The 15237-nt window shown below is 69.1% G+C and carries 14 protein-coding genes and 1 pseudogene; 14 read left to right on the top strand and 1 reads right to left on the bottom strand.

Going from position 1 to position 15237, the window contains the following annotated elements; all coding sequences use genetic code 11:
• Positions 1–53: 53 nt before the first annotated feature.
• From FXO19_RS09905 to FXO19_RS09895, 3 genes are all read left to right on the top strand, one after another.
• Complete coding sequence (locus tag FXO19_RS09905) at positions 54–575, top strand: M23 family metallopeptidase (RefSeq protein ID WP_149195050.1); 522 nt, start codon at positions 54–56, stop codon at positions 573–575.
• Between the two features lie 106 nt (positions 576–681).
• Entirely contained in the window at positions 682–1122 is a 441-nt protein-coding gene (locus FXO19_RS09900) for a hypothetical protein (protein WP_187775725.1), read from the top strand.
• A gap of 62 nt (positions 1123–1184) precedes the next feature.
• A complete protein-coding gene (locus FXO19_RS09895; RefSeq protein ID WP_149194929.1) occupies positions 1185–1901 on the top strand; it encodes a hypothetical protein in 717 nt (238 codons plus the stop codon).
• Between the two features lie 54 nt (positions 1902–1955).
• On the opposite strand, the gene FXO19_RS09890 is transcribed toward FXO19_RS09895, so the two are convergent.
• A complete protein-coding gene (locus tag FXO19_RS09890) occupies positions 1956–2438 on the bottom strand; it encodes an SET domain-containing protein (protein ID WP_149194928.1) in 483 nt (160 codons plus the stop codon).
• 857 nt (positions 2439–3295) lie between these two features.
• Here FXO19_RS09890 and FXO19_RS09885 point away from each other — a divergent pair.
• From FXO19_RS09885 to FXO19_RS09835, 11 genes and pseudogenes are all read left to right on the top strand, one after another.
• On the top strand, positions 3296–3757 hold the full coding sequence (locus FXO19_RS09885; RefSeq protein WP_149195049.1) for an SUF system Fe-S cluster assembly regulator: 462 nt from the start codon (positions 3296–3298) through the stop codon (positions 3755–3757).
• Between the two features lie 14 nt (positions 3758–3771).
• The gene (gene sufB / locus FXO19_RS09880) at positions 3772–5232 is read left to right on the top strand and encodes a Fe-S cluster assembly protein SufB (RefSeq protein ID WP_149194927.1); all 1461 of its coding nucleotides are present in this window, start codon (positions 3772–3774) and stop codon (positions 5230–5232) included.
• Between the two features lie 185 nt (positions 5233–5417).
• A pseudogene (gene sufC / locus FXO19_RS09875) lies at positions 5418–6167 on the top strand (Fe-S cluster assembly ATPase SufC); the annotation flags it as partial.
• Positions 6168–6312: 145 nt separating this feature from the next.
• Entirely contained in the window at positions 6313–7566 is a 1254-nt protein-coding gene (sufD, locus tag FXO19_RS09870; protein ID WP_149194925.1) for a Fe-S cluster assembly protein SufD, read from the top strand.
• Between the two features lie 2 nt (positions 7567–7568).
• Entirely contained in the window at positions 7569–8831 is a 1263-nt protein-coding gene (locus tag FXO19_RS09865; protein ID WP_425481464.1) for a cysteine desulfurase, read from the top strand.
• Positions 8832–8852: 21 nt separating this feature from the next.
• Positions 8853–10259: a pyridoxal phosphate-dependent decarboxylase family protein gene (locus FXO19_RS09860; RefSeq protein ID WP_149194923.1), complete on the top strand. Its 1407-nt coding sequence runs from the start codon at positions 8853–8855 to the stop codon at positions 10257–10259.
• Positions 10260–10292: 33 nt separating this feature from the next.
• A complete protein-coding gene (locus tag FXO19_RS09855) occupies positions 10293–10838 on the top strand; it encodes a GNAT family N-acetyltransferase (RefSeq protein ID WP_149194922.1) in 546 nt (181 codons plus the stop codon).
• Between the two features lie 156 nt (positions 10839–10994).
• Positions 10995–11324 (top strand): non-heme iron oxygenase ferredoxin subunit, encoded by a 330-nt coding sequence (locus FXO19_RS09850; protein ID WP_149195048.1) that lies wholly within the window; start codon positions 10995–10997, stop codon positions 11322–11324.
• A gap of 233 nt (positions 11325–11557) precedes the next feature.
• A complete protein-coding gene (locus FXO19_RS09845) occupies positions 11558–13933 on the top strand; it encodes a TonB-dependent receptor domain-containing protein (RefSeq protein WP_149194921.1) in 2376 nt (791 codons plus the stop codon).
• Between the two features lie 28 nt (positions 13934–13961).
• The gene (locus FXO19_RS09840) at positions 13962–14609 is read left to right on the top strand and encodes a PepSY-associated TM helix domain-containing protein (RefSeq protein ID WP_149194920.1); all 648 of its coding nucleotides are present in this window, start codon (positions 13962–13964) and stop codon (positions 14607–14609) included.
• Between the two features lie 20 nt (positions 14610–14629).
• Complete coding sequence (locus FXO19_RS09835; protein WP_149194919.1) at positions 14630–15145, top strand: DUF2271 domain-containing protein; 516 nt, start codon at positions 14630–14632, stop codon at positions 15143–15145.
• The last annotated feature ends 92 nt before the right edge of the window (positions 15146–15237 follow it).

The following is a 15237-nucleotide window of genomic DNA, read 5'->3' as shown; positions in this document are numbered from 1 at the left end:
CGACTTCCGGCAAGGACTACCACGCCGCCGCGCTCCGCATCACCGCTTGGGCGATGGTGCTGATCGCGGCCGCCTATGCCGGCGCCTGGGCCTGGCAACAGCCGTTCATGGCGAAGCCGCGCATGGCCTGGGCGTTGTCGCGGATGCCGCCGCCGGCGACGCTAACGATGCCGGTCCGCGAAGTCGAGGCGGCCCGCGTCGCCGACACCTTCGGCGATCCGCGCGGCGCCGACCGCAGCCACGAGGGCGTCGACATCTTCGCGCCGCGCGGCGCAGACGTGGTGAGCGCCACGCCCGGCATCATCACCGCGGTGCGCGAAGGCGGGCTCGGCGGACGCCAGGTCTGGGTGCTGGGGCCGGCGCGCGAACGGCACTACTACGCGCACCTGGACGACTGGGCGCCGAGCCTGGCGGCCGGCGACGTGGTCTGGCCGGGCAGCCTGCTCGGCAGCGTCGGTACCACCGGCAACGCGCGCGGCACCTCGCCGCATCTGCATTACGGCATCTATGCGGCCGACGGCGCCTACGATCCGCTGCCGCTGTTGCTCGCCGCCGCGGTCGCGGAATCGGACTGAAGCGGCAACGGTGGGCGATACCGGGACGGCGACATCGACGCGCGACACGCCCGGGCGTTAGCATCGCAGCGATGCCGTGATGAGCGGCGCATCCGGTGGGGCGGTCATGGACAAGCGTTTCTGGGTCTGCGGCGTGGTGGTGGCAATGGCCGCACTGCTGCTCGGCTTCCTGGTCCACGGCGTGCTGCTGCGCGCGGACTATCTCGCCCACGCCTCGCTGTACCGCAGCCAGGAAGAGGCCAACGCGCGCTTCGGCTGGATCGTGATCGCGTACCTGCTGATCGGCTTCTCCATGACATGGCTGTATCGACGCCTGCACGATGCGGAGGACGTGCAGTTGGGGACTGGGCTGGGCTTCGGCATCGCCATCGGGCTGGTGTCGTTCGTGCCCTGGCACCTGCTGGCCTATGTCGGCCAGCCGTTGCCGCTGCCGCTGATGCTCAAGCAGGTCGCCTTCGACCTGACCGCGATGGCCCTGCTCGGCCTGTTGCTCGCATGGTTGCGGCCACGCCGGGTCGCCTTGACCGAGCTGGACGAAAGCCGCTAACCGCGGGTTCACAGCCGCGGCGTAGGCTTGCCGCACCGCAAACGCACGCACCCGGAACCGACATGCGCACGCGCGCCCGCTTTCTTCACGCCCTCGTCCTCGGCCTCGCTGCGCTGTCGCTGGCCGCCTGTGGCGACGGCAAACAGGAAGCCGCCGACGCACGTGGCGCGGCGGAACCCGAAGCCTTGCCGGCACCGGCGCCGCCGGCCGGCGGCATCACCGGGATGCCCGACGCACCGGGTCCCGGGCAGGTGCCGCTCGGCGGCGAACCGCCGCCACCGGAGCCCTGGCTCGCGCCGGACGGGAATTTCGGCCTGCCGCCGCTGGAAGACGAACCTGAGGCCGGTCTGTCCGCCGGGGAAGCGGACGCGGCACCGGATGACGATACCCAGGCCGGCGTCGGCGAACCGACTGTGGAGGACGCCGCGGCCGTCATCCGCGAGTACTACGCCGCGATCGACCAGGGCGATTACGCCCGCGCCTATCACCTGTGGTCCAACGATGGCGAAGCCAGCGGGCAGACCGAGGAACGGTTCGCCGCCGGGTTTGCGCAGACCGCGGAAGTCACGGTGGAGGTCGGCGCGCCGGGCACCGTGGAGGGCGCGGCCGGCTCCCGTTACCTGCAGATCCCGGTGGCGGTGACGGCCCGGCACGAGGACGGCAGTGTGCACCGCTACGCCGGCCACTACGTGCTGCGGCGCGCGGTGGTGGACGGCGCCAGCGCCGAACAGCGGGCGTGGCGGATCGCATCGGCGGAACTGCGCGAGGAACGCCTGTAGACGGCAGGGCCGCGTCGCGAGGCGACGCGACATTGATCGATGCCCGCAGCGCAATCAGCGCTTGGGCTGCAACATCGTGCCCGTGCAGTTCTTTGCACCGCAGCGGCAGCCCCATAGTTTCTTGAGCTTGGGCGTATGCCGCTCTTCCAGGGTGATGCCGTAGTTGTAGGTCAGCTCCTCGCCGGCAGCGATGTCGCGGATCGCCTCGATGAAGACCTTGTCCTTGTGCGGACGCTTCTTCTCGTCCTCTTCGACCACCGCCTCGCAGTTGGGGTCGCAACTGTGATTGATCCAGCGCGCGATGTTGGCCCCGGCGTTGGCGTCGATGACATAGTCATCGTTGAGGGTGAAGAGAAAGGTGTGGCCGTTCTCGTCGATGTCGCCGTATTCCTCGTCGACCTCTTCGTGGGTCCGTAGTTTCCCCTTATAGCGGATGACCCGCTCGCCTTTCTTGATGGCCTCCGTGGCGAAGATGCCGTTGCCGTGGATCGACGACAGGCGGGCTTCGATCTTCTTCTTTCCTTTCTTCTTCGACATCGAGTCGCTACGGTTTCGTGAGGGAAACTGCATTGTGGTGCAAGCGGTCGCGATTCGCCAATGGTGTCTTCGGGTGCTGCGCACTCGGATGAGCGTCTTCGGCTACCGCGCGGGGCGTGAGCCGCGCCGTGGGGATTGCTCCGCCCTTCGGTCCGGCCATCCATGGCCGGACTCAGGGCCGCTGCACATCCCTGTGCAGCTCTCCGCAATCCCCACGACGCGTCTCCCGCTTCAGGATTCGGTGGCTTCGGTTGGAAAGCACTGGAGCATCCGTAAATGAATCTCCGGTGCGGCATCCAGGCAGGGGTGTGGACAGCAGAAGCTGCGCGGCAGGCTATTCATTGCCTGCGACCGCTTGCTCTTGAGATCCTGGATCCAGGAGCGGCTTCGACCAGCCCACCGGGGGCGGAAACAGTGCAACGGGAGTTGCTCCACCCTTCGGTCCGGCGCTCCATGGCCGGACGCAGGGCCACAGGCCAGCCATGGTTTGCTTCGCCCCAGCACTGCTCCCGCTCCAACGTTCGGAGGCTTCTGTTGGGAAAGCATCCGGGCACCCGTAAATGAATCGCCGATGCGGCGTCCGGGCCGGGGCATGCGGACAGCAGCCCAGGGATGGGCTGCGGCGGCGAGTCCGGCCATGGATGGCCGGACCGAGCCGGGGAGCATGCCCCGGACCGGGCGCCGCTGATTCCGGCGCCTACGAATCCACCGCCCCTCACCGAAGAATCGGTCGCCGACACACCCAACCTGCACCGCACTCGGGCGACCCGGCATGTACGTCTGGCCGCTGAACGCACCGGTTGGTCTCGGCGACCCGAAAGCGTACAATTTCGGTACGTTTTATGGAATCCGCCGCCATGCTGCGCGTCACCCGCCTTACCGACTACGCCACCGTCGTCCTGACCGTGCTCGCCGCGCGCCCGGATACGGTGCTGTGCGCGGCCGACCTGGCCGAGCGCGCCGGCCTGGAGGCGCCGACGGTCAGCAAGGTGCTCAAGCCGCTGGCGCAGGCCGGCCTGGTGGAAGGCTTTCGCGGCGCGCACGGCGGCTACCGGCTGGCGCGCCCGGCCGCGGCGATCAGCCTGATCGAGATCGTCGAGGCGATGGAAGGCCCGCTGGCGATGACCGAATGCAGCCTCGACGACGGCCTGTGCGGCATCTCCCACCAGTGCGGGGTGCGCGCCAACTGGCGCCGTATCAACGACGTGGTCGCCGATGCGCTGCGCGGCGTCAGCCTGGCGCAGATGCTCGACGACGCGCCACCCCCATCCTCTTCCCCCGGGGCGAAACGGATCGCCGCTCGCCTCGCCACCGTCTAGACAGTAGGCAGCCCATGGCCACCGAAATCATCGAACCCATCCGCAACCTGGAAATCCACGAGCAGCTCGGCCGGCGCTACGCCGCCGGCTTCGTGACCGACATCGAGTCCGACTCGCTGCCGCCGGGCCTGGACGAGGACGTCGTCCGCGCGCTCTCGGCGAAGAAGAACGAGCCCGAATGGATGACCGAATGGCGCCTGGCCGCCTACCGGCATTGGCTGACCATGCCGGTGCCGCGCTGGGCCAAGTTGAAGATCGCGCCGATCGATTTCCAGTCGATTAGCTACTACGCCGCGCCCAAGGGGCCGAAGTACAACTCGCTCGACGAGGTACCGCAGGAGCTGCTCGACACCTACGACAAGCTCGGCGTGCCGTTGCACGAGCGTGCGCGCCTGGCGGGCGTGGCCGTGGATGCGGTGTTCGACTCGGTCTCGGTCGGCACCACGTTCAAGAAGGAGCTGGCCGAGAAGGGCGTCATCTTCTGCTCGATGTCCGAGGCGATCCAGGACCACCCGGAACTGGTGAAGAAGTACCTGGGCAGCGTGGTGCCGACCGGCGACAACTACTTCGCCGCGCTCAACTCGGCGGTGTTCTCCGACGGCAGCTTCGTCTACATCCCCAAGGGCGTGCGCTGCCCGATGGAGCTGTCGACCTACTTCCGCATCAACGCCGGCCATACCGGCCAGTTCGAGCGCACCCTGATCATCGCCGAGGACAAGAGCCACGTGTCCTACCTGGAGGGCTGCACCGCACCGATGCGCGACGAGAACCAGCTGCACGCCGCGGTGGTGGAGCTGGTCGCGCTGGAAGACGCTGAGATCAAGTATTCGACCGTGCAGAACTGGTACCCGGGCGACGAGGAAGGCCGCGGCGGCATCTACAACTTCGTGACCAAGCGCGCCGAATGCCGCGGCGACCGCAGCAAGGTCACCTGGACCCAGGTGGAGACCGGCTCGGCGATCACCTGGAAGTATCCGAGCTGCGTGCTGCTGGGCGACGATTCGTCCGGCGAGTTCCACTCGGTCGCGCTGACCCACCACCGCCAGCAGGCCGACACCGGCACCAAGATGATCCACATCGGCAAGCGCACCAAGAGCAAGATCGTCAGCAAGGGCATCAGCGCCGGCCGTGGCCAGAACACCTACCGCGGCCTGGTGAAAGTGGACCGGGGTGCCGATGGCGCGCGTAACCACACCCAGTGCGACAGCCTGCTGATCGGCAAGCGCTGCGGCGCCCACACCTTCCCCTACATCGAGGTGAAGAATCCCGGGGCGACGGTCGAGCACGAGGCGACCACCTCCAAGATCTCTGACGACCAGATGTTCTATTGCCGCTCGCGCGGCATCTCCGAGGAGGACGCGGTGAGCCTGATTGTCGACGGCTTCTGCAAGCAGGTCTTCCGCGAGCTGCCGATGGAGTTCGCGGTCGAAGCCAAGAAGCTGCTGGAAGTCAGCCTCGAGGGCTCGGTCGGCTGACGGTGGGAGCGAGAGATAGAAGTGAGTGAAGAGGAGTGAGGAATGAGAGAGAGCAGAAGCCGGAACGTGGCTCGTCGTTGCTCCCGCTTTTACTCACTCCTCACTCCTCTTCACTCACTCCTCGCTCCAGTCGGCACCAAAGTTCCCCGCGCACCCAAACACCAACCCCTGAATCCCGAATCCCCATGCTAAAAATCAAAGACCTCCACGTTCGCGTCGGCAACAACGACATCCTCAAGGGTCTCTCGCTGGAACTGCAGCCGGGCCAGGTGCACGCCATCATGGGGCCGAACGGCGCCGGCAAGTCCACGCTCGGCAACGTGCTGGCCGGGCGCGGCGGCTACGACATCGTCGAAGGCTCGGTGACCTACGACGGCCGTGACCTGCTGGCACTGGAGCCGGAAGAGCGCGCCGCCGCCGGCGTGTTCCTCGCCTTCCAGTACCCGGTGGAGATTCCGGGCGTGAACAACACCTATTTCCTGCGCAGCGCGCTCAACGCGCAGCGCAAGGTGCGCGGCGAGGACGAGCTGGACTCGATGCAGTTCCTCAAGCTGGTGCGCGAGAAGCTCGGCACCCTGCACCTCGACGACAGCCTGCTGCACCGCGCCGTCAACGAGGGTTTCTCGGGCGGCGAGAAGAAGCGCAACGAGATCTTCCAGCTGGCGGTGCTGGAGCCGAAGCTGGCGATCCTGGACGAAACCGATTCCGGGCTCGATATCGACGCGCTGAAGAACGTCGCCGAGGGCGTCAACGCGCTGCGCTCCCCGAAGCGTGCGTTCCTGCTCATCACGCACTACCAGCGCCTGCTCGACTACATCCGGCCCGACCGGGTGCACGTGCTCGCCGACGGCCGCATCGTCGAGAGCGGCGGGCCGGAGCTGGCGCTGCAGCTGGAGGAGCACGGCTACGCCTGGGTCAAGGACCGCATCGCGCCGGGTGAAAAAGCGCGTTTGCAGACCACTGGTCTGCGCGCTGACGAACGCCCGACGGCTACGCCGGCGGGCCGGGGTGCGGCATGAACCTGCAGTCGCTCCACCCCATTTCCGCGGGCGTCCCGCACCGGCATTCCGGAGTCGCGGCATGAGCTTGCTGCTCGACTCGCTCGCCGCCGGGTTCGACGGCGACGCACGCCGTCGCGCGGCGCTCGATGCCGCGCTGCGCGACGGGTTGCCCGGGCCGCGCAGCGAAGCCTGGAAGTACACGCCGCTGCGCGCGCTCGAGCGGCGCGCATTCGCCGCCGCTGAAACCGTGCCGGACATCGATCCGGCACTGCTGGCCGGGATTCCGTCGCCGCGGCTGGTGTTCGTCAACGGCCGTCACGCCGAAATGCTCTCCGAGCTGGATGCACTGCCGGACGGACTGACCCTGCGCCCTCGCGCCGGCGAGGCCGAGCGCGGCTCCGGCGATGCGTCCCGCTACGACCGCAGTGACGCCGTGTTCGCGCGGCTCGCCGCGGCCCTCGCCGATGACGGCGTGGTGCTGCGGGCCGCAGCCGGCGCCCAGATCGATGCGCCGGTCCACCTGGTCTTCATCGGCGCGCCGCAGGCGGACCGCGAACTGGCCTGGCACCTGCGGCACGCGATCACGATCGGCGACGGCGCCTCGCTGCAGCTGGTCGAACATCACCTCGCCGCCGGTACGCACCGCCACCTCGACAACGCGCTGATGGACATCGACGTCGGCGACGGCGGCCGCCTGCTGCATGCACGCGTGCAGTCCGGGGCCGACGGCGCCACCGCGTTCCTGCGTACCGAGGCCACGCTGGCGGCATCGGCGCGCTACGAGCGCGTCGACCTGGAACTGGGCGGCGCATTGTCGCGGCACGAGCTCAACGTGCGCCTGCAGGGCGCCGGCGCGCACTTAACCGCCAACGGCGTGCTGCTGGCCACCGGCCGCCGTCATCTCGATACCCGGCTCGGCATCGAGCACCTCGCCCGCGACACCACCTGCGGCCTGCTGTGGCGCGGCATCGGCGCCGGCCGCGGGCGCGCCGTGTTCCACGGCGGCATCACCATCCACGAGGGCGCCGACGGCAGCGACGCACAGCTGTCCAACAAGAACCTGCTGCTCTCCGAAGGCGCGGAGATCGACACCCAGCCGGTGCTGGTGATCCACGCCGACGAGGTACAGGCCGCGCACGGCGCCACCGTCGGCCGGCTGGATGCCGAGGCGCTGTTCTATCTGCGTACGCGCGGCCTGCCGGAAGGCGAGGCGCGCAGGCTGCTGACGGCCGCGTTCGCGCGCGAGCCATTGTCCGCGGTCGCAGCATCCGCCGCCCGCGAGACGCTCGACAGCCATCTCGACCGCGCCCTGCAGGCGCTGGCGCCGGCATGAGTATGCCGCACGCCGCCGATGCCGTTCCACCCGCCCCGGGCGCGCAGGCCGGCATCGATTGGGGCCGGGTGCGCGCCGATTTCCCGCTGCTGTACCGCTCGGTGCACGACCGCCCGCTGGTCTATTTCGACAACGCCAACACCTCGCAGAAGCCCTCGGCGGTGATCGAGGCGATGGACGGCTACTACCGTCGCTTCAACGCCAACGTCAGCCGCGCCGTGCACCAGCTCGGCAGCGAGGCCACCGAGGCGTACGAGGCCTCGCGCAAGAAGCTGGCGACCCTGCTCAACGTGCGCGCCGACGAACTGGTGCTGTGCAGCGGCACCACCTTCGCCATCAACCTGGTCGCGTACTCCTGGGCATTGCCGCGGCTCAAGCCCGGCGACGTCATCCTGGTCTCGCGCATGGAGCACCACGCCAACATCGTGCCCTGGCAATTGGTCGCTGAACGCACCGGCGCCACGATCCGCGTCGCCGAGATCAACGACGACGGCACGCTCGACCTCGACGCGCTGTACGCAGCGATGACGCCGGAGGTGAAGTTGCTGGCAGTGGCGCACGTGTCCAACCTGCTCGGCACCGTCAATCCGGTGCGCGCGATCTGCCGCGAGGCGCGCAAGCGCGGCGTGGTCACCGTGGTCGACGGCTCGCAGGCGGTGCCGCACCGCCGGATCGACCTCGCCGCAATCGGCTGCGACTTCTACGCTTTCACCGGGCACAAGATGTGCGGCCCCACCGGCACCGGCGCGCTGTGGGCGCGACGCGAACACCTGCAGGCGATGCCGCCGTTCATCGGCGGCGGCGAGATGATCCGCGAGGTCAGCTTCGACGGCACCGTGTTCAACGACCCGCCGCACAAGTTCGAGGCCGGCACGCCCAATATCGCCGGCTTCGTCGGCCTCGGCGCCGCGGTCGACTACCTGCAGGTACTGGGGCTGGAGCGGATCGAGGCGCGCGAGGCCGAACTGCTAGCGCATCTGAACGAGGAACTGGCCAGGGTCGACGGCCTGCGCATCTTCGGCAACGCACCGGACAAGGCCGCGGTGGTGTCGTTCCTGGTCGAGGGCGCGCACGCGCACGACCTGGCCACCCTGCTCGACCTGGAGGGCGTGGCGATCCGCTCCGGCCAGCACTGCGCCCATCCGCTGCTGCAGTTCTACGGCGTCGCCGCCACCTGCCGCGCCTCGCTCGCGTTCTACAACACGCACGAGGAGATCGACGCCTTCGTCGCCGCGCTGCGCAAGGTGCGCGGCCTGCTGGGCTAGCGCGGCGCGGAACCCGGCGCAATGGATCCACGGCTCGCGCGGGACCTCGACGATTTCGATGCCGTGCTCGAACGGGCGCTGCGCCTGGCGCAGGCGTTCCTGGACGGGCTCGACGAGCGGCCGGCTGCCGCCCGGCTCTCGGCCGAAGGGCCGGGCAGCGCCGCGACGCTGCCGGAAGCAGGCATCGGCGCGGCGGCGGCGCTGGACGGTTTTCATCGCGATTACGACCGCTACCTGTCCGCGAGCGCCGGACCACGCTATTTCGGCTTCGTCACCGGCGGCGTCACGCCCGCCGCGCTCGCCGCCGACTGGCTGACCGCCGCCTACGACCAGAACGCACAGCAGCGCAGCGGCGACAGCTGCGCGCCGCAGATCGAAATGCAGGCGCTCGACATGCTGCGGCAACTGCTGGGGTGGCCCACGGGCTGGACCGGCGTGTGCGTGACCGGCGCGACGATGGCCAACTTCAGCGGCCTGGCGCTGGCGCGGCAATGGTACGGGCGCGCCATGGGCCACGACATCGCCGCCGACGGTGCGGGCGGCCTGCCCGCGCCTGCGGTGTTCGCCGGCAGCGCCCATTCGAGCATCGGCAAGGCGCTGTCGATGCTGGGCCTGGGCCGCAACGCGCTGCGTCCGCTGCCGCCGCTGCCCGGCCGCGAGGCGCTCGACGTGGACGCGCTGCGCGATGCACTGGCCGGCAACGACGCGCCCGCGATCGTCTGCGCCAGCGCCGGCACCGTCAACACCGCCGACTTCGACGACCTGGCGGCGATCGCGCGGCTCAAACACGCGTTCCCCTTCTGGCTGCACGTGGATGCGGCATTCGGCGGCATCGCCGCCGCGTCCCCGCGGTACCGGACGCGCCTGGCCGGCATCGAAGCGGCCGATTCGGTCGCCGTGGATGCGCACAAGTGGCTCAATCTCCCCTACGACTGCGCCGTCATGTTCAACGCCCATCTGCCGCTGCAGGTGGAGGTGTTCCAGAACCGCTCCGACTACCTGGCGCCGCCCGAAGCGGCAGCCGACAACTATCTGCACCTGGGCCCCGAGAACTCGCGTCGCCTGCGCGCGCTGCCGCTGTGGACGGGCCTGCGCGCATACGGCCGCGCGGGCTATGCCGATATCGTCGAGCGCAACTGCGCCGCTGCACGGCACTTCGGCACCCTGGTCGAATCCGAGCCGCGCCTGCGGTCGGCCGCCCCGGTGCGACTGAACGTCGCCTGCTTCCGCCTCGCCGACGGCGACGATGCGGCGCTGGCGGCGCTGCATGCGCGCCTGGTCGCCGAGGGCACCGCCTTCTTCTCCGCGTCGCGGCTGGACGGCCGCGCGATCCTGCGCGCCGCCGTATGCAACTGGCGCACGCGCATCGACGACGTCGAGCGCGCCTTCGCCGCGGTACGTGACGCGCTCGATGCGTTGCCGCGATAATCGCGTCTCGTCCGCCCGCCAGTCCCAATGCTCATGACGCCAGTCCAGGGGTTCCGCGACGCCACGCCTGCCGACGTCGATGCCATCGTCGCCTTGGTGACCTCCGCCTACCGCGGCGACGCCAGCCGCGTCGGCTGGACCACGGAGGCCGACCTGCTCGAAGGCAGCCGTATCGACCCCGACCTGCTGCGCACCGACATTGCGCGTCCGCGCAGCCGGGTCTTGCTGGCCGAGACCACGCCCGACGGCGCTGCGGAACCGGCGCTGCTCGCCTGCGCGCATGTCGCCGAGGACGACGGTGTCGGCTACTTCGGCATGTTCGCGGTGCGGCCCGACCTGCAGGGTGCCGGTCTCGGCCACGTCCTGTTGACCGAAGCCGAACGTATCGCGCGCGAGGACTGGCACCTGCCGGCCATGCGCATGGCCGTGATCGATCTGCGCGAATCGCTGATCGCCTGGTACGAACGCCGCGGCTACCGACGCACCGGCGTCTACAAGCCGTTCCCCTATGGCGATGTCCGCTTCGGCATTCCGAAGCGCGACGACCTGCGCTTCGAAGTGCTGGAGAAGGCGCTGTAAACAGCGGTTCCGGCCGCACCCGAAAGAAGCGGCCCGGATGCGGACGATCGCGGATCGGAAAACCGCCGTCGCCGCCGCTACAATCGCCGGGGATGACCTGCACGACCGTCCGCCCATGCCGATCCAGTCCCGCCGCGGGCCGACCTGATGCCGCCGATGGATAACCAGGGCTGGGTCCGCGTCTGCGCGACCTCGGAACTGTTGCCCGGCGAGATGCGGGTGGCCTGGGACGGCGACACGCCGATCCTGGTCTTCAACCACGACGGCGCCTTCTACGCGCTGGAGGACCGCTGCAGCCACGAGGACTTCGAGCTCTCTGCGGGCGCCTTCGACGCCGGCGAGGCCAGCATCGAGTGTGCCCTGCACGGGGCGAAGTTCGATGTCCGCGACGGCCGTGTCCTGTGCGCGCCGGCCTACGCACCGGTGCCGAAGTTCCCGGTCCGGGTCGAAGACGGCGCCGTCTGGACCCGTGACGACCGCGGCTGAGGCCGGCTTTCGGCATCGTTTCCGGAATCAATTCGGCGCACCGAACATCGCACCGGCATCCAGACGCACGCCCGCGCCCTTGATTTGAGAATAATTCTCATTAAAATTCGCATCCAGCAGCGCCGCCGCGGGCGATCGACCGCGGCTCGCCTGGTGCCCCACCCCACGTCAACGCCTGTCGAGCCGCCGCCAGACCTGGGCCGAGACCACCTGACCCGCCTCCGGAGCCGCCCATGGCCGATGCCGTTCGCACCCCCCGTCGCGCCACGCTGTCGGCGGCGATCCTCTTGCTCCTCGCCGCCACGCCGGCCGCCGCGGAGCGCTCTGCCGACGCGGGCGCCGCCACCACCGATCTCGACGCGGTGGTGGTGACCGCCGCCGGCTTCGAGCAGAAGCTCACCGACGCGCCGGCCAGCATCTCCATCGTCACCCACGAGGAGCTGACCAAGCGCCCCTACATGACGCTGATCGACGCCGTCCGCGACCTGGAAGGCGTGGACGTCGGCGAGACCTCCGACAAGACCGGGCAGAAGTCGATCAGCATGCGCGGCATGGGCGCGGACTACACGCTGGTGCTGATCGACGGCCGGCGCCAGAACAACCACGGTGACATCTATCCCAACAACTTCGGCGGCAACCAGTTCAACCATGTCCCGCCGCTGGACATGATCGAGCGCATCGAGGTGATCCGCGGCCCGGCTTCCACCTTGTACGGCGCCGACGCGCTGGGCGGCGTGATCAACATCATCACCCGCAAGGTCGGGGAACGCTGGTACGGCTCGGCGACGGCGTCGCACAACTACCAGGAGAACGACGACTTCGGCGCGGACAGCACCTTCGACTTCGCCCTCGCCGGCCCGCTCGTCGCCGACCGGCTGGGCCTGGGCGTGCGTGGATCGTGGTACCGGCGCGACGCCTCCACGCCGGAGTACGAAGTCATCCGCGACCCGGCCGGCGCGCCGCACGAGCGCGCGCTCGGTTTCGGCGGCGGCGGCAAGACGGTGGACAACACCAACACCAATGCCGGCTTCACCCTGAGCTGGACGCCGACCGACGCCCAGAGCGTCACCTTCGACTACGACACCTCGGAACAGGAATACGACAACCGTCCGTACACCAACAATCTCGGCAGCACGTCGTATCCACTGGGCACCGTGGACAGCATCGAGACCATCTGGCAGTCCCGCACCGGCCTGGTGGCTCCGCGCGTGGGCTACGTGGACGAGCAGAGGTTCACCCGCGACCAGTGGGCGCTGACCCATCACGGCACGTGGCGCTTCGGCGACAGCTTCGTCTCCCTGGCCCGGATCGAGACCGCCAACGAGGGCCGTACCCTGCCCTTCTCGGTCGAGGAGCGGGTGCTGCTGCAGCAGATCTACGACGGCACCGGCGACTACGCCGGCCTGGACGAGGCCGAGCGCATGGCCCTGGCGGAAGCGGCGTTCCTGCCGCGCCCCGCGCGCACCATGGAAAGCAGCCAGTACACGCTCGACGCCAAGCTCGACGTTCCCTACGACGGCTTGGGCGGCGACCATCACTTCGTGGTCGGCGGCCAGGCGATCGACGGCGAACTCGAGGACGGTGTGTTCGGCATGGAGAGCGGCGGCTACGGCAACGGCACCGTGCAGAAGCACCGGATGTGGTCGCTGTTCGCCGAGGACAACTGGTCGCCGGTCGATCCGCTGACCCTCACCCTGGGCCTGCGCCACGACGACCACAACCTGTTCGGCGGCAGTCTCAGCCCGCGTGCCTACGCGGTCTACGACCTGGCCCCGAACTGGACCCTGAAGGGCGGCGTCAGCACCGGCTACAAGACGCCCAAGACCACCGACCTGTACGACGGCATCACCGGCTTCGGCGGCCAGGGCACCAATCCCTGGGCCGGCAATCCGGACCTGGAACCGGAAACCAGCGTCAACAGCGAGATCGCGCTGTACTGGACGTCCCCCGGCGGCGCGCACAACTTCAACATCACCGCCTTCCAGAACGACTTCGAGGACAAGATCGAACGCGCGGAGGTCAGCCGCAGCTGCACCGACACCGGCGGCGTGCGCCCGTGCGTCAACCTCGGCGAGTACTGGGCGGTGCTGGGCACCGGCAACGTCAACCAGTACATCAATGTCGACGAGGCCCGCATCCGCGGCATCGAGGTCGCCGGTCGCTATCGTCTCGTCGAACCGCTGTCGATCCGCGCCAACTACACCTATACCGACAGTGAGCGCCTCAGCGGCGATGACGCCGGACTGCCGCTGACTCAATCGGTCCGGCACATGCTCAACGCCACGCTCGACTGGGCCGTCACCGACCGGTTCAGCATGCAACTGATCGGCGAGACCCGCTCCAGGCGCTACCGCGGCAGCACCGACGACGACGGCAACGCGCTTTACTACAAGGGCTACGAGGTCCTTCACCTGGCTGCGCAGTACCGGTTCAACGACCATGTCTCCGTCGCCGCGCGGATCAACAACCTGCTGGACGAGGATTTCACCAGCTTCCGCACCACCTTCAGCGAGAACGACGACGGCAGCTATACGCCGATCTATCTCGACGACTACAACAACAAGGACAAGGCCCGCAACGTCTGGGCCAGCGTCAACGTCCGGTTCTGATCCACGGACCCCAGGGGAGCCGATCCGATTGCGCGAGCGCAACGCCAGCACCGACCCGTCCAGCCGCCAGCAGCGGCGCGGCTTCTGGCTGCGCACGCTGCACCAGTGGCACTGGATCAGCGCCGCGGTGTGCCTGGTGGGCATGCTGCTGTTCGCGGTCACCGGCATCACCCTCAACCATGCGGCGAAGATCGAAGGCGACCCGCAGGTCGATACCCGTGCGCTGCAGTTGCCGGACGGGCTGCAGCAGGCGCTGCGCGCCGAGCAACCGGACGGAGATGCGCCGCTGCCGCCGGCGCTGGCTCGCTGGCTCTCCGACGCGGTGGAGCTGTCGATCGGCGCACGACCGGCGGAGTGGTCTCCGGAGGACATCTACCTGTCGATGCCGGGTCCGGGACGCGACGCCTGGCTGGCGATCGATCGCGCCACCGGCGCGGTCGAGTTCGAGCGCACCGACCGCGGCTGGATCTCCTATCTCAACGACCTGCACAAGGGCCGCAACACCGGCCCGGCCTGGGGCTGGTTCATCGACCTGTTCGCGATCGCCTGCGTGGTGTTCACCGTCACCGGGCTGTTCCTGCTGCAGCTGCATGCACGCCAGCGCCGCATGACCTGGCCCTACGTCGGCCTGGGGCTGGTGATCCCGGTACTGCTGGCGTTGCTGTTCATCCACTGATTCGGAACCGGAGAGCTTCCATGCGCGTCCAACTGACCATCGCACTCGGCACGTTGCTGGCCGCGCCCGCGTACGCGGGCGATCTCGCCATCGATGTCGAGATCCCGCAGTTGCGGGTCGCCGAGTACCACCGCCCCTACGTCGCGGTGTGGCTGGAAGGCGCCGACGGCAAGGCCGCCGCCGACCTCTCGGTCTGGTACATGATGAAGGACACCGCCGAGGGCCACGGGATCAAATGGCTGCCGGACCTGCGGCAGTGGTGGCGCAAGTCCGGGCGCACGCTTGAGGTGCCGGTGGACGGCGTCACCGGGCCGACCCGTCCGGCCGGCAAGCATCGCCTGCGCTTCGACGACGCCATGCCGCAGCTGGCAGACCTGGCGCCCGGCGACTACGTCCTGGTGGTCGAGGCGGTGCGCGAGGTCGGCGGCCGCGAACTGCTGAAGATCCCGTTCACGTGGCCGGCGCGCGCGCCGCAGTCCGGCCGGGCGCAGGGCGAGAGCGAGCTCGGCGCCGTCGCCCTGTCCGTCACGCCGTGACCTTGCCTCCGCACCCGATCGCACCGCCGGCGCGTCAACCGCCGCGGCGCCATTCATTCCCCACCTTCCCGTCCTGCCCACGCCTGCGCCCA

The organism is Luteimonas suaedae, assembly GCF_008312895.1.
Classification (GTDB): Bacteria; Pseudomonadota; Gammaproteobacteria; order Xanthomonadales; family Xanthomonadaceae; genus Luteimonas; species Luteimonas suaedae.
The sequence above is the reverse complement of the archived record's forward strand: the minus strand, read 5'-3'. Positions and strand labels throughout refer to the sequence as shown.

Bases quoted from the DNA above. Each gene is read 5' to 3' on its own strand.
- FXO19_RS09905 (WP_149195050.1), top strand. From the start codon at position 54: ATGGTGCTGATCGCGGCCGCCTATGCCGGCGCCTGGGCCTGGCAACAG.
- FXO19_RS09900 (WP_187775725.1), top strand. From the start codon at position 682: ATGGACAAGCGTTTCTGGGTCTGCGGCGTGGTGGTGGCAATGGCCGCA.
- FXO19_RS09895 (WP_149194929.1), top strand. From the start codon at position 1,185: ATGCGCACGCGCGCCCGCTTTCTTCACGCCCTCGTCCTCGGCCTCGCT.
- FXO19_RS09890 (WP_149194928.1), bottom strand. From the start codon at position 2,438: ATGTCGAAGAAGAAAGGAAAGAAGAAGATCGAAGCCCGCCTGTCGTCG.
- FXO19_RS09885 (WP_149195049.1), top strand. From the start codon at position 3,296: ATGCTGCGCGTCACCCGCCTTACCGACTACGCCACCGTCGTCCTGACC.
- sufB (WP_149194927.1), top strand. From the start codon at position 3,772: ATGGCCACCGAAATCATCGAACCCATCCGCAACCTGGAAATCCACGAG.
- sufD (WP_149194925.1), top strand. From the start codon at position 6,313: ATGAGCTTGCTGCTCGACTCGCTCGCCGCCGGGTTCGACGGCGACGCA.
- FXO19_RS09865 (WP_425481464.1), top strand. From the start codon at position 7,569: ATGCCGCACGCCGCCGATGCCGTTCCACCCGCCCCGGGCGCGCAGGCC.
- FXO19_RS09860 (WP_149194923.1), top strand. From the start codon at position 8,853: ATGGATCCACGGCTCGCGCGGGACCTCGACGATTTCGATGCCGTGCTC.
- FXO19_RS09855 (WP_149194922.1), top strand. From the start codon at position 10,293: ATGACGCCAGTCCAGGGGTTCCGCGACGCCACGCCTGCCGACGTCGAT.
- FXO19_RS09850 (WP_149195048.1), top strand. From the start codon at position 10,995: ATGGATAACCAGGGCTGGGTCCGCGTCTGCGCGACCTCGGAACTGTTG.
- FXO19_RS09845 (WP_149194921.1), top strand. From the start codon at position 11,558: ATGGCCGATGCCGTTCGCACCCCCCGTCGCGCCACGCTGTCGGCGGCG.
- FXO19_RS09835 (WP_149194919.1), top strand. From the start codon at position 14,630: ATGCGCGTCCAACTGACCATCGCACTCGGCACGTTGCTGGCCGCGCCC.